The organism is Achromobacter sp. ISS7, assembly GCF_056523125.1.
The window spans coordinates 5,569,047-5,582,744 of record NZ_JAWRZD010000001.1 but is presented as its reverse complement, the minus strand read 5'-3'; the positions used below and the strand labels follow the sequence as shown (position 1 = coordinate 5,582,744).

Annotated in this window: 10 protein-coding genes; 9 read left to right on the top strand and 1 reads right to left on the bottom strand. The window is 66.6% G+C overall.

Annotation, left to right across the window (positions count from 1 at the left end; genetic code table 11):
- Positions 1–2 precede the first annotated feature (2 nt).
- From AC1HFW_RS25305 to AC1HFW_RS25280, 6 genes are all read left to right on the top strand, one after another.
- Positions 3–3,752, top strand: coding sequence for an autotransporter domain-containing protein (locus tag AC1HFW_RS25305; RefSeq protein ID WP_479285498.1), 3,750 nt, complete (start codon positions 3–5; stop codon positions 3,750–3,752).
- A gap of 156 nt (positions 3,753–3,908) precedes the next feature.
- Entirely contained in the window at positions 3,909–4,343 is a 435-nt protein-coding gene (locus AC1HFW_RS25300) for a hypothetical protein (RefSeq protein ID WP_479285497.1), read from the top strand.
- 80 nt (positions 4,344–4,423) lie between these two features.
- The gene (locus AC1HFW_RS25295) at positions 4,424–5,620 is read left to right on the top strand and encodes an NAD(P)/FAD-dependent oxidoreductase (RefSeq protein ID WP_479285496.1); all 1,197 of its coding nucleotides are present in this window, start codon (positions 4,424–4,426) and stop codon (positions 5,618–5,620) included.
- A gap of 243 nt (positions 5,621–5,863) precedes the next feature.
- Positions 5,864–6,151 carry a co-chaperone GroES gene (gene groES / locus AC1HFW_RS25290; protein WP_006221616.1) on the top strand — a complete coding sequence of 96 codons (288 nt, stop codon included), beginning with the start codon at positions 5,864–5,866 and terminating at the stop codon, positions 6,149–6,151.
- A 37-nt stretch (positions 6,152–6,188) separates the two neighbouring features.
- Positions 6,189–7,829: a chaperonin GroEL gene (gene groL / locus AC1HFW_RS25285; protein WP_006391317.1), complete on the top strand. Its 1,641-nt coding sequence runs from the start codon at positions 6,189–6,191 to the stop codon at positions 7,827–7,829.
- 201 nt (positions 7,830–8,030) lie between these two features.
- Positions 8,031–8,990 (top strand): YihY/virulence factor BrkB family protein, encoded by a 960-nt coding sequence (locus AC1HFW_RS25280; RefSeq protein WP_479285495.1) that lies wholly within the window; start codon positions 8,031–8,033, stop codon positions 8,988–8,990.
- Positions 8,991–9,050: 60 nt separating this feature from the next.
- On the opposite strand, the gene AC1HFW_RS25275 is transcribed toward AC1HFW_RS25280, so the two are convergent.
- Positions 9,051–9,536: a MarR family winged helix-turn-helix transcriptional regulator gene (locus tag AC1HFW_RS25275; RefSeq protein WP_479285494.1), complete on the bottom strand. Its 486-nt coding sequence runs from the start codon at positions 9,534–9,536 to the stop codon at positions 9,051–9,053.
- A gap of 120 nt (positions 9,537–9,656) precedes the next feature.
- Here AC1HFW_RS25275 and AC1HFW_RS25270 point away from each other — a divergent pair, with 120 nt between their 5' ends.
- The 3 genes from AC1HFW_RS25270 to AC1HFW_RS25260 all read left to right on the top strand — a co-directional run bounded on the left by AC1HFW_RS25270 (position 9,657) and on the right by AC1HFW_RS25260 (position 13,669).
- The gene (locus AC1HFW_RS25270) at positions 9,657–10,190 is read left to right on the top strand and encodes a sigma-70 family RNA polymerase sigma factor (RefSeq protein ID WP_061073327.1); all 534 of its coding nucleotides are present in this window, start codon (positions 9,657–9,659) and stop codon (positions 10,188–10,190) included.
- Positions 10,180–11,175 carry a FecR family protein gene (locus AC1HFW_RS25265; RefSeq protein ID WP_061073326.1) on the top strand — a complete coding sequence of 332 codons (996 nt, stop codon included), beginning with the start codon at positions 10,180–10,182 and terminating at the stop codon, positions 11,173–11,175. Before AC1HFW_RS25270 ends, AC1HFW_RS25265 begins: the two co-directional genes overlap by 11 nt.
- A 109-nt stretch (positions 11,176–11,284) precedes the next feature.
- Positions 11,285–13,669 (top strand): TonB-dependent siderophore receptor, encoded by a 2,385-nt coding sequence (locus AC1HFW_RS25260; protein WP_241073565.1) that lies wholly within the window; start codon positions 11,285–11,287, stop codon positions 13,667–13,669.
- The last annotated feature ends 29 nt before the right edge of the window (positions 13,670–13,698 follow it).

Below are 13,698 nucleotides of genomic sequence, written 5' to 3'. Positions count from 1 at the left end.
CCATGATGCGCTTTTTCCCTCCGTCGTCCCTGCCATGGTTGCTGGCCGCGCTGCTGGTCCTGGCTTTGATGCCATGGACTGGCGCCAACGCGCAGTCGTGCGGCGCCACGCTGAGTTTCTCCGACGTCGGCGCCGAACAACAGGACAACTTTTCCTCATGCAGCACGGCACTGCAACCTTCCTCGGACCACCAGGACAATTCCAGTCCCCGGTGGAGCGGCCTGCAAACCTCGATGGGTGCGTCGGTACGCGGCCCCTTTGCCTGCGGCGCCGGCAGCGCCGTGGGTTGCGCCACGCCCCAAGCCACGACCCTGGGGGATGCCAATGCTACCTTCCAGGTTACGACCAATCTGCAGACGGGCGTGGCAACCTTCAAGCTGCTGTCGCGTGCCCGGACGGACGCCTTCACGGTCAGCATTACCCTGTACACATTCGTCGGCGCACCCGACGCACCCGTTGCCAGCTCGAAAACCAACACCGCCTACACGTATACGATGAGCGTCGCAGGCACAGGCGCACCGCTGGATCTGACCGCCCGCGCCTTGACCGACGGTCGTGTCGGCACTGCCTACAATGAACAATTGAGCGCCACCGGCGGCTCGCCCCCCTACCAGTTCACCTACTCCGGCACCTTGCCAGCGGGCTTGAGCTTGAGCACGACTGGTTTGATTTCGGGCCTGCCGACCGCGGTCGAAAGCCAGACGTTCTCGGTTACCGTGCGGGACGCGTCAAGCAGTACGGCCGCGCGTACCTTCTCCATTACCGTGAGCGAAAGCGCTCCTGCCGCCCAGAACAGCAGCGCCAGCCTGGCCGCCAACAGCGGCAGCACCGTGATGCCCCTGACCGTCGGCGGCGGCGCTCCCACCAGCATCACGATCCTGCAGGACGTGCAGCACGGCGCGCTGGCGATAACCGGCACCTCGGTGACGTACACGCCAACCCCTGGATATTCGGGCGCGGACTATTTCACGTACCGCGCCAGCAACAGTGCTGGCCATAGCGATGCCCGCGTCGATATCGACGTCAGGCCCCCTCAACTGGCGCTCTCCCCCGCAGCGGGTTCGCTGACGGGTGCCACGGTCGGTACGCCCTATGCGCTCACGCTTACAGCGGACAACGGCACCGCTCCGTACAGCTTCGCCTTTGTCGGACCCTCGCCACCCTGGCTGCAACTGGCCGGCACCGGCCAACTCACCGGCACGCCCGGCGCGGCAGGAACCCCCTCTTTCACCGTCCGCGCGACCGACAGATATGGGGCGACCGGAGATGCGACCTACTCGTTGCGCGTGGCAGGCCTGGCCCCGATTGCATCTCCCGTGAACGTCTCGGTCGACGCCAATGTGGCGTCCGTGATCCCGCCCAACCTGACCGGCGGCGCGGCCACCACCCTATACATCGTTGGCCAGCCCGCGCACGGCACGCTTTCGGTGGACGGCCTGCAGTTCCGCTACACCCCCAGCGCTGGCTACTCCGGTCCGGATACCTTCCTGTATGCCGCTGACAATGCCGACGGCCGCTCGCAAGACGCAACCGTCACCATCTCCGTGCGCGCGCCCGCGTTCACATTCACGCCCGCGACAGGCGACCTTGCCGCCGCCGTGGCCGGGCAGGCGTACGCTGGCGCCACTATCCAGGCGAGCGGTGGAGGCGCCCCATATCGCTACACCGTGGGCACGGGGGCGCTACCGGCTGGGCTGAATCTGGATCGCGATACTGGCGTCATCTCCGGCACGCCGACGTCAGCCACGAGTGCCTCGTTCACCGTGGTAGCGACGGACCGCCATGGCGCGACCGACTCGGTGTCCTATCGCATCGTCGTCGGCAGCCCTGCGCCTACCGCCGGCGATGTCACCGCAACCATCCCCGCCAACAGCCCTGGCACGCCCATCACCTTGCAACTGGGTGGCGGCAGCGCCACGGCCATTGTCATCGTCACGCCACCCAGCCACGGCAACGCGGTCGTGTCCGGAACCGCGGTTCAGTACACGCCACAGCCGGGCTACTCCGGGGCGGACTTGTTCACCTACCTCGCGCGCAACGCGTCGGGGGACTCGCCGACCGCCACCGTCCGACTCACCATCGCGCCACCCGCCCTGAGCTTCACCCCGGCGGCGGGCGCACTGCCCGCCGCCACGACGGGCAGCCCGTATGCACAGACCTTGACAGCCAGCGGAGGCACGGCGCCCTATCGCTATGCTGTAACGGGCGCGCTGCCGCCCGGCATTGCCCTGACCGGCAATATCCTGACTGGCACGCCCACCGAGGCGGGCGACTGGCGCTTCGCCGTGTCAGCCACTGACGCGTTGGGCGCCAGCACCACGGCGGTATACACCCTGAGCACGGGCGGCGCTGCCCCTATCGCCTCTGACCATGCGGTGCAACTGCTGGCAGGCACCCGCGTCACGATCGACTTGGCCACGCTCGCTTCGGGAGGCCCCTTCACAGCAGCCACGATCGTGGCCGCGCCCCCGGCCGACGCCGGCACAGCCCAGATCTCCACCCCTTGGAAGCTGGTCTACACCGCGGCGCCGAACGCCTCGGGCCCGGTGGTATTGCGCTACACCGTTTCAAATGCCTGGAAGACTTCCGCGCCAGCCACGCTGACCTTCAACGTGCTGGCCCGTCCAGATCCCAGCAAGGATGCCGAGGTCATCGGCCTGGTCACCGCCCAGGTGCGATCCGCCGAGCGCTTTGCCACGACGCAGATCGGCAATTTCGGCAGCCGGCTCGAGAATCTGCATGATGAAAGCTCCCGCCACGCGCAGCCGCTGGGTTTGCGGTTTGCGCAGGCAGGCAACGCCACGCGCCCTGGCCAACCCATACCGAGCGGCTTTGACGCGGTGTTCCCCGCTGCGGCAACCTTCGGCGCGCCGCCCGCGGCCCCGCTGGCTGCCGCCGACGGACGGGCTGATCGTGCAACGCCCCGAGGCCCGCTGGCATTCTGGACAGGCGGCTACGTGAATTTCGGCTCCGGCCGCGCCAGTTCGACCCGAATCGAACACACGCTGGTGGGCGTCAGTCTCGGCGCCGACTATCGGATATCACCCGACCTCGTGGCGGGCATGGGCGTCGGCTATGGCCGCGAAATCAGCGACATCGGCTCGAATGGCACCCGCAGCACGGGCACTGCCCTGAGCGCCGCCTTCTATGGCAGCTATCACCCTGCCCCCTACTTCGTGGACGCCCTGCTTGGCATCACCCGGCTCGATTTTGACAGCCGCCGCCATGTCACCGGCACCGATGAGCAGGCTCGCGGCAACCGCGATGGCAGCCAACTGTTCGGCTCGCTCGCCGTCGGCTACGAGTATCGCCAGGACGCCGTCCTCATATCGCCCTATGGCAGGCTGCAAGGAGCCTGGACACGCCTGAACGACTATACGGAAAGCGGCGCTTCCGTCTATAGCCTGCAATTCTCCCAACAGCGAACGTCTCTATTTTCCAGCGTGTTTGGCCTGCGGGGCGAGCATTCATCCGCCATGCGCTGGGGCACCCTGTCCATGCGCGGACGGGTGGAATTCAGCCACGACCTTTCGGGAGACAGCAGCGCCCGCATGGGCTATGCGGACCTTGGCGGCCAGCCCTATCAATTGGACGTGATCGGACTGAGCCGCAACGCACTCTCGTTGGAACTGGGCGTGCAGGGCGCCTTGTACAGCGGCCAGACGCTGGCGGTCGCGTATCGGACAGGCATCGGCTTCAGCGACCGGCAACGTGACAATAGCGTGATGGTGCGATTCAGCCACCGCTACTGACAAGGAATCCAGCACCCGCTAGTGGCCCGGGGCAAGGCTACGCAAGGACCCAGGCCCGGACGTGCGATTATTGACATCATGAGCGTTCAAGGCAGGCTTGGCCTTGCCGACGTCCATCACTCCTTTCACGCCGAATCCCGACAGGCAATCCGAACCATGAAAACTCTTGCGGCAGCGTTGCTAAGCCTTTCGTTCCTGGTGATGGCTCCCTGCGCCGCGGAGACTGACGCGGATCAAGCGGAGCTCCTGGGGACGCTGGCTGGCGGAAGTTGGCATTCCCGCGACGGGCAGGGCTCCTACCGGGTGATCTTGGAGAACGTGGGCTTCGAGCATGTGAGCTGCCGTGTCTGGATCGAGTGGCTGGCCACGACGGCATCCGGAAAGAAGCAGACCGGGCAACCGCCCCGCCTCGTCGCCAGGGCGGCGTACAACGAAATCTCCAGCGGCTTCTGGTCCTGCGATCCAAAGAAGGTCGGGTTGGCCGGCGCCACGCTGACCATCCGCGCCAAGCACGCCTATTCCGGCGAAGACCACAAGTTCTGCGCCGTGCTGGGTGCACCGGGTGAGTACCGCGATCAGGGCTTGTGTTGAGCCTGATGCCATATCGCGCGGGTTAGTACCCGCGGCACATCACGAACATTCCGACCCGTCTGGATATCTCGGCCCGGGCATTGTTCTCGAATCCCAAACTGGATTTCGGATGCGCTGAACGATTCGACACTCAACGACGTTATGATGCGTCCCATGGATCGAAGGGCGAATGCGACCCACTCTCGCCCTCAGCAAACTTCCCAGCCAAATACATGCCCGCTTTCCGCAAGCACGTCCCGGTCGCAAAAAGTAAAAGCAGAATCATCGTGGTGGGTGGCGGCATCATGGGCGCGTCGGCAGCTTGGCATCTGTCCAAAGCAGGCGCATCCGTCACGCTGATCGAACGTGCACCTAACTGCCTTGTCAGTGCGACCGCCTCCTCTTTCGGCTGGGTCGGTGCCAGCGCAAGCACGCCCTCCGACAACCGGCCCGCATTCGCTGAGCGATTGAAGGCGCTTGAGGAGTTTGCATTTATCGAGCGCGAACTCTGCCCGTTGCCGATCGCAGCGCGCGGCGCGCTTCTCTGGCGGTCCACGGAGGACGAAACGGCAGCAATGATCGCTGAACATCAAGCTGCCGGCACACGCATGGAGCGACTGACGCGATCCCAGATTGCCGAGAAGGTACCGAGGATTTCAAATCCGCCTTCGTTCGCCGCCTGGGCGCCCGCCGACTTCGCGTTGGAACCCGGTGCATTTGCACGCCAGTTCTTGGCAGGAGCGCAGGCCGCCGGGGCATCTGTCTGCCAGGGAACCGTCGAAGCTATCGAATCCGCAGGAAACCGCATCACGGGGGTCGTGGTGGACGGGAACAAACTTCCCGCCAACATTGTCGTGCTCGCCAATGGCTATGGCTCGCGCGGGGTAGCCTTGACAGTCGGCGTTGACCTTCCGATCCATGAATCGCCGGCAGTGTTGCTTCGATTCGGTAAGGAAGCAGATGGCCTTCGTCACCTTGTTTGTGCTCAAGAAATGGAGCTACGCCCATCCTTAGGAGGCGGCCTTGTTTCTGCGGCCGATTATCCAGAGAGCGGCGAGACCGGCCTTCCCGCCCTTGCCGCGCTGACTGGAGACGCGATTGCTGATCTTTTTGGGATCGCGACGACGCCATCCCTGCTTTCAATAACCGCTGCGCAGCGTCCAATGACGGCCGACGGACAACCGCTATGCGGCCACGTGGGAAGCATCGAGGGCTTATTTGCATTGGTCGCACACCCAGGCGTGATCCTGGCCCCTCTCCTTGGTCGTCGTTGCGCCGAAGCTGTTCTAGGATCTTGATCCGGACCGTACGTTTCGCCTTTGGTGTTGGATGATTTTCGACACCGGCGACAGCAAGACGGCACATAAAAAGGGACGCACCGCTCACCCGCCACACGGCGCCGCCATATGTAACAGCCACCCTCCCCCCCCTTGAACCCCGCGACATCATCCCTATAATTAGCACTCGACACCGGTGAGTGCTAACAGTCCTCCCGGGCCTAACCGATCATTCACTTTCTTCTTTAGTAACAGGAGTTCCTCATGGCCTTGCGTCCCCTGGGCGATCGCGTGATCGTCAAACGCCTCGAAAACGAGCGCAAGACTGCGTCGGGCATCGTCATCCCCGACAGCGCCGCTGAAAAGCCCGACCAGGGTGAAGTCGTGGCCGTCGGCCCCGGCAAGAAGACCGAAGACGGCAAGATCCTGCCGGTCGACCTGAAGGCTGGCGACAAGGTTCTGTTCGGCAAGTACGCCGGCCAGTCGGTCAAGGTTGACGGCGAAGAGCTGCTCGTCATCCGCGAGGACGAAATCCTCGCCGTGGTCCAGTAAACCCTGCCTCAAACGAATTTTCGAAGGAAGCTAACAAATGGCTGCCAAGCAAGTACTGTTCGGTGACGACGCCCGCGTGCGCATCGTCCGTGGCGTGAATGTCCTCGCCAACGCCGTCAAGACCACCCTGGGCCCCAAGGGTCGCAACGTCGTGCTGGAGCGCTCGTTCGGCGCCCCGACCGTGACCAAGGACGGCGTCTCCGTCGCCAAGGAAATCGAACTGAAGGACAAGTTCGAGAACATCGGCGCCCAGCTGGTCAAGGACGTTGCCTCCAAGACCTCCGACAACGCCGGTGACGGCACCACCACCGCCACCGTGCTGGCCCAGGCCATTGTTCAGGAAGGCCTGAAGTACGTTGCCGCCGGTTTCAACCCGATCGACCTGAAGCGCGGCATCGACAAGGCTGTCGCCGCCGCCGTCGCCGAGCTGAAGAAGCAATCCAAGCCGGTCACGACCAGCAAGGAAATCGCCCAGGTCGGCTCGATCTCGGCCAACAGCGATTCCTCGATCGGCCAGATCATCGCTGACGCGATGGACAAGGTCGGCAAGGAAGGCGTCATCACCGTCGAAGACGGCAAGTCGCTGGAAAACGAGCTGGACGTCGTCGAAGGCATGCAATTCGACCGCGGCTACCTGTCGCCCTACTTCATCAACAGCCCGGAAAAGCAAGTCGCCGCGCTGGAAGACCCGTTCGTCCTGATCTTCGACAAGAAGATCAGCAACATCCGTGACCTGCTGCCGGTGCTGGAACAAGTCGCCAAGTCGAGCCGTCCGCTGCTGATCATCGCCGAAGACGTCGAGGGCGAAGCCCTGGCGACCCTGGTGGTCAACAACATCCGTGGCATCCTGAAGACCACCGCCGTCAAGGCGCCTGGCTTCGGCGACCGCCGCAAGGCCATGCTGGAAGACATCGCCATCCTGACGGGCGGCACGGTGATCTCCGAAGAAACCGGCATGTCGCTGGAAAAGGCCGGCCTGGCTGAACTGGGCCAAGCCAAGCGCATCGAAGTGGGCAAGGAAAACACCACGATCATCGACGGCGCTGGCGACAGCAAGTCGATCGAAGCGCGCGTCAAGCAGATCCGCATCCAGATCGAAGAAGCCACGTCCGACTACGACCGTGAAAAGCTGCAAGAACGCGTGGCCAAGCTGGCCGGCGGCGTTGCCGTGATTCGCGTTGGCGCTGCCACCGAAGTCGAAATGAAGGAAAAGAAGGCTCGCGTCGAAGACGCCCTGCACGCCACGCGCGCTGCGGTGGAAGAAGGCGTTGTGGCCGGCGGCGGCGTGGCTCTGCTGCGTGCCAAGCAAGCCATCTCCGACCTGAAGGGCGACACGCCTGACCAGAACGCCGGCATCAAGCTGATCCTGCGCGCTGTGGAAGAGCCCCTGCGCACCATCGTCACCAACGCCGGCGAAGAAGCCAGCGTCGTGGTCAACACCGTGCTGCAAGGCAAGGGCAACTACGGCTACAACGCCGCGACCGGCGAGTACACCGACCTGGTCGAGCAAGGCGTGCTGGATCCCACCAAGGTGACCCGCACCGCCCTGCAGAACGCCGCCTCCGTCGCCAGCCTGCTGCTGACCGCCGAAGCCGCCGTCGTGGAACTGGCCGAAGACAAGCCCGCTGCCCCGGCCATGCCCGGCGGCATGGGCGGCATGGGCGGCATGGACTTCTAAGTCCCGCTTCCCTTGCATGGCCTCCCCGGCTTCGGCCGGGGAACGCAGTACCCCGAAAGACCCCCGGACCTTCGCCCCGGGGGTTTTTCTTTTTGCGGGCCGGCCATCGCGCCAGGTCTCGGAACGTTTGCCAACAAGTTCATGGTTTCGCGCCGGCGCATGCGTCCCTACAATGAAGGCTCCCTAGCCCGAGCCAGACCCATGCGCCTTCCCAACAGCCTGCGTGTCCTGCGTCCGTCGGAGATCGGCGGGCTGCTGATGGATTCCGCCAACCAGTGGTCGACCCATCGCGCCTCCAGCAAGGGCGCGGCGCTAGCGTTGTACATGGTGTTTTCGCTGGCGCCCATGCTGATCCTGGTGATCGCCGTGGCCGGCGCCTTCTTCGGCGAGGACGCGGTGCGCTCGGAACTGTTCGCGTCGCTGCGCGACCTGACCGGCGAGCGCGGCGCCGAGGTGATCCAGACGGTGCTGGCCAGTGCCCACGAATCGGGCGGCGGCTGGATCGCGGCGCTGATCTCGATCTTCGTGCTGATCTTCAGCGCCACCACGGCCTTCGCCGAGCTCAAGGCCAGCCTGGACGACCTGTGGGAAGTGTCCGGCAACCAGAAGGGCGGCATCCAGGGCATGGTGCGCAGCCGCATGCTGTCGTTCGGCCTGGTGCTGGTGCTGGCGCTGTTCCTGCTGATTTCACTGACGGTGAACGCCGGCCTGGGCGCGGCGCGCAAGTACTACGGCGACCTGTGGACCGCGTCGGCCTTCGCCACGGTGGCCGACTGGGCGTCGACCCTGTTTTCGTTCTCGGTGGTGGTGGCGCTGTTCGCCGTGATCTTCAAGCTGCTGCCGAGCGCGCGGATCTCCTGGCGTGACGTGATCCCTGGCGCCATCGTCACGGCGGCGCTGTTCCTGGTGGGCAAGTGGGGCATCGGCGTCTACCTGAGCCGGGGCGCGGCGGTGTCGGCCTACGGCGCGGCGGGTTCCCTGATTGCGCTACTGCTGTGGATCTATTACTCGGCGCAGATTTTCTTTTTCGGCGCGGTGTTCACGCGGCAGTTCGCGCTGCGCTTCGGCCGCGCGGCCAACGACAAGCACGCGACGGCGGCATCATCGCCCGCCCCGGCGCCACAAAACACCGCGCCGCCCCCGCCGTCCGACGCGCCCTGAGGCGCCGCACGGCCGCGTTACGGCCCGATGCCGCGGGAACGCGGCGCGGTCACAAGCCGCTCAGGTTCCCGCCGGCGGCTCCAGCCCCGCCATCAATCTCAGGCATTGCAGGAACACCGGCCGCAGTTCCTCCGGGATCGGCGCCAGCACCTGCGCCTCCACCTGCGCATCACGCGGCAGCACCCGCGCCAGCAGCGCCATGCCCTCGTCGGTGATCTCCAGCGCATAGGCGCGGCCGTCCTCGGCCGAGCGCGTGCGCCGCACATAGCCCTTGGCGGTCATGCGGGCAATCATTTCGGCGAAGGAATTGCGGTCCAGCGCGATCAGTTCGGCGATGCGGCTCTGGGTCGCGCCCGGGTTCTGGTGGACCGTGATCAGCAAGGCCTTCTGGCGCGGCGTCAGGTCCTCGTCCGGAAACGCTCGCGCGAACAGCGCCTCGGCCCGGAAGTGGGCGCGGCGCAGCAGGTGCGAGGCCACCTGGGTCAGGTCGAATTGCTGCAGGGCCCGGGCGCTGGCCGGGCGGACGGATCGGGCGGAAGAGGTCATCTGGGATCCAGGGAATCGGCCTGGCGATTGTAGGCCGGGAACCCACGGGGCTGGCACGGACGGCGAAGCCGCGTACAATCCGCAAGCTGATAACGCTTCTCAATTCCTGGCTTTTCCACCATGTCCGGACCGAACGTCCTGCCGGCCTTCCAGAATCTTTACGCGGCGCATCACGGCTGGCTGCGCGCCTGGCTGCTGCGCAAGCTGAAATGCCGATTCCACGCCGAGGACATCGCGCACGACGCCTTCCTGCGCCTGTTGCGGCATGGCGGCCTGGAAACCGCGGACCAGCCGCGCGCCCTGCTCGCCACCACGGCCAACCGGCTGGTGATCGACGAACGGCGCCGCCAGGATATCGAGCAGGCCTATCTGGCGCTGCACGCCGAGCAGCACGCGCTGCGCGCGGAGGCCTCCGCCGAGCAGGTCGCCATGGCCGTGCAGGCGCTGGCGGCGGTCAGCCAGGCCATCGATCGCCTGCCACACAAAGCCGCGCAGGCTTTTCTCATGAGCCTGTACGACGGCATGCCGCAACACGACATCGCGCAGGTCTTGCGGGTGTCGGAACGCTCGGTCAAGCTGTATATCGCGCAGGCCTTGCTGGCCTGCCATGACGCGTTGGCCGAATCGGCCGCGGACCGCGCCCATGCTGTTTGACGATGCCGCCGGCCCGTCCGGCGAGGCGACGCTGCCACGCGCCGCGCTGGAGCAGGCGGCGCATTGGCACAGCGTGATGGACGGCGCCCCCAGCGCGGAAGAAGCGCGCGCGTTCGAGCAATGGCGCAGCGCCCATCCCGATCACGAACGCGCCTGGCAGCGCATGCAGGCGCTGTGGGGGCTGCTGGCGGCCCCGGCCCAGCAGGCGCCGGGGCACCGCTTGAGCGCCATGCTGCAAGAAACCCGCGGCCGGCGCCGCAAGCGTCGCGGCGCGGCCGTGCGAACGGCGGCGCTTGCCCTGGCCGCGCTGGCGCCGCTCTGGTGGGCGCTGCACGCCCAACTGCCGTGGCTGGCCGCCGACCTGCGCAGCGGCGTGGGCGAACACCGCACCATCGAACTGAGCGACGGCAGCCGCCTGACGCTCAACACCGACAGCGCGGTCGACATCGTCTACACCGCGCAGGAACGCCGCATCGTGCTGCGGCAGGGCGAGATACTGGCCGAAGTGGCGCCGGGCCAGGCCGGCCGGCCCTTCGTCGTCGACACCCGCGATGGCAGCGCCACGGCGCTGGGCACGCGCTACATCGTCCGCCTGCTGCCCGACGCCACCCGCGTGACGGTGACCGAATCGCGCGTCAAGGCGTGTCCCGCGCGTCCGGGCGCCGCCTGCCAGGATGCCGCGGCCGGCCAGACGCTGGATATCCGCCCCGACTCGGTCGGCCCGCCGCGGACCGCCCCGCGCGATGCCGAGGGCTGGACCCAGGGCCGCCTGTCGGTCAGTGACACGCCGTTGCCCCAGGTGCTCGATGAACTGGCGCGCCATCGCCGTGGCCTGCTGCTGTATGACGCGCAGGCGCTGGCCGACTTGCGGGTGTCGGCGGTGCTGCCGCTGGACGGCGACGCCGCGCTGGCCTCGCTGCAGGAAAACCTGCCCATCCGCGTGCGCCACTACGGTCCCTGGCTGCAACGGGTCGAACGCCGCTAGCGCCGGCGACACCCGGATAGCGGCGGCCCAGGAAAAGTTGTAACCGCCATTTCCCCTTTGGACGCCTGGCGCGTCATCTCTTCCATGCACAACCGCATGGAGCATTGCGATGTACCCGAGACGATTGCGCCGGACCCTGGCCGGCCTGACCCTGTTGCTGCAGACGGTGGCCCACGCCGCCGGCGAGGCGCCGATTCCGGCCGGACCGCTGGACGACGCGCTGGGCGCCTATGCCCAGCGCCATGGCCTGGTGATTTCCTACGATGCCGCGCTGACGCGCGGGCTGCGCAGCCCCGGCCTGCCGGCGCCGACAGGGACCGATGCGGATCTGTCCGGCCTGCTGCGCGGCACCGGGCTGTCGGCGCGCCGCAACGCCGAAGGCCGGTTGCAGGTCTTCCGCACGCCGGCGCCGGACGCGGTGGAACTGACGCCGATCACGGTGCCGGGCCTGCGCGAATCCGCGTTCGGGCCGGTGGACGGGCTGGTCGCCACGCGCAGCGCTTCCGGCTCCAAGACCGATGCCGCGCTGCTGGAAACGCCGCAGACCATCAACGTCATCAGCCGCGCCGAGATGGATCGCCGACCGGTGCGCAGCACCGCCGAGGCCCTGGCCTACACGCCCGGCGTCAATGCCGCCTGGGCAGGCTATGACGTGCGCTTCGACGTGATCCAGCTGCGCGGCTTCAACGCCAACTACGCCACCTACCAGGACGGCCTGCGCACCGCCACCGGCGAATACGTGATTCCCCGGCTCAACCCCTACGGCGCCGAGCGCATCGAAGTGCTCAAGGGACCCGCCTCGGTGCTGTATGGCCAGAATACGCCGGGCGGCCTGGTCAACTACGTCACCAAGGCGCCGCCCGATGCGCGCCAGGGCGAGATCCAGCTCGAAGGCGGCAACAACGGCCACAAGCAAGGCGCCTTCGACCTGGGCGGTCCGCTGAACGAGGAGGCGACGCTGCGCTACCGGCTGACCGGGTTGTATCGCGATGCCGACGCCTCGCTCGACCACGTGTCCGAAACCAACCGCTACTTCGCCCCGGCCTTCACCTGGGCGCCGAACGCCGACACCAGCTTCACCCTGCGCCTGCAATACCAGCGCGACCGCGTCGATGGCTGGACCGGCTACTTCCTGCCCGCCGAGGGCACGCTGTACGACAACCCGAATGGCGGCCTGAAGCGCTCACGCTTTCCGGGCGAACCGGGTGTCGATCGCTGGGACGTGGAACAACGCTCGGTCGGCTATCGCCTGGACCACCGCCTGGACTCGACCTGGAAGGTCAGCCAGAACCTGCGCTACGCCGAGATCGACTTCAGCGCCCGCAACAGCTTCCTGAATGGCTTCCTCGATGCCGACAAGCGGCTGGTCGACCGCAGCTACGTCGGCTGGCGTGAACAGGTCTACGCCTTCAGCGTCGACAACCAGGTGCAGGCCGAGTTCGACACCGGCCCGCTGTCGCACACGGTGCTGGCCGGGCTGGACCTGCGCCGCACCAACAACGGCTACCGCTTCTACATGGGGTCGCTGGGTCCGCTGGACCTGTACCGCCCCGTCTATGGCCAACGGCCGCAGGACATTGCCGAATACACCAACACCCGCACCCGCGCCACGCAGATCGGCTATTACCTGCAGGACCAGATCCGCGCGGGCCAGTGGGCCTTCACCGGCGGCGTGCGCCACGACCGCGCCTGGAATCGCAAGCAGGGCATCAATTTCGGCAGCGATGCGGCCAACAGCCAGGACGACACCGCCTGGACCGGACGGGCCGGCGTGGTCTACCTGGCGCGCAACGGCCTGGCGCCCTATGTCAGTTATTCAACGTCGTTCGACCCCGCCATCGGCGCGACCCGCTCCGGCACGCCGTTCAAGCCGACCAAGGGCGAGCAGTACGAAGCGGGCATCAAGTACGAGCCGCCCGGCCAGAAGGCGTTGATCACCCTGTCCGTGTTCCAGCTGACGCAGAAGAACGTGATCGCCACCGATCCGACCAACCCCGCCTTCAGCGTGCAGACGGGCGAAGCGCGCGTGCGCGGCCTGGAGCTGGAAGGCAAGGCGGAACTGGGCGGCGGCTGGAGCGTGATCGCCTCCTATGGCTACAGCCAGGGCGAAGTGACGCGCAACACGCCGGATGCCATGGGCGTCAACACCGAGGGCAACGCCCTGCAGAACCTGCCGCGCCACCAGGCCGCGCTGTGGGCCGACCACCGCTTTGGCGGCATCGCCCAGGGCCTGAGCGCCGGCCTGGGCGTGCGCTATCGCGGCAGCACCTACGGCGATGCCAACAACACCCTGGCCATGAAGCCCGTGACGCTGGTTGACGCGCGCCTGGCCTACGACCTGGGCGCGCTGGATCCGTCGCTCAAGGGCCTGGCCGTTGCGCTGTCCGCCACCAACCTGTTCGACCGCCGCTACGTGGCCAGTTGCGGCAGCACGACGTCGTGCTATTGGGGCCAGGAACGCCAGGTGTACGGCACGCTGAGCTATCGGTGGTAATCCGGCGCCATCCCCGAGGCCGGCCCGCG

Bases quoted from the DNA above. Each gene is read 5' to 3' on its own strand.
- AC1HFW_RS25305 (WP_479285498.1), top strand. From the start codon at position 3: ATGATGCGCTTTTTCCCTCCGTCGTCCCTGCCATGGTTGCTGGCCGCG.
- AC1HFW_RS25300 (WP_479285497.1), top strand. From the start codon at position 3,909: ATGAAAACTCTTGCGGCAGCGTTGCTAAGCCTTTCGTTCCTGGTGATG.
- groES (WP_006221616.1), top strand. From the start codon at position 5,864: ATGGCCTTGCGTCCCCTGGGCGATCGCGTGATCGTCAAACGCCTCGAA.
- groL (WP_006391317.1), top strand. From the start codon at position 6,189: ATGGCTGCCAAGCAAGTACTGTTCGGTGACGACGCCCGCGTGCGCATC.
- AC1HFW_RS25280 (WP_479285495.1), top strand. From the start codon at position 8,031: ATGCGCCTTCCCAACAGCCTGCGTGTCCTGCGTCCGTCGGAGATCGGC.
- AC1HFW_RS25275 (WP_479285494.1), bottom strand. From the start codon at position 9,536: ATGACCTCTTCCGCCCGATCCGTCCGCCCGGCCAGCGCCCGGGCCCTG.
- AC1HFW_RS25270 (WP_061073327.1), top strand. From the start codon at position 9,657: ATGTCCGGACCGAACGTCCTGCCGGCCTTCCAGAATCTTTACGCGGCG.
- AC1HFW_RS25265 (WP_061073326.1), top strand. From the start codon at position 10,180: ATGCTGTTTGACGATGCCGCCGGCCCGTCCGGCGAGGCGACGCTGCCA.
- AC1HFW_RS25260 (WP_241073565.1), top strand. From the start codon at position 11,285: ATGTACCCGAGACGATTGCGCCGGACCCTGGCCGGCCTGACCCTGTTG.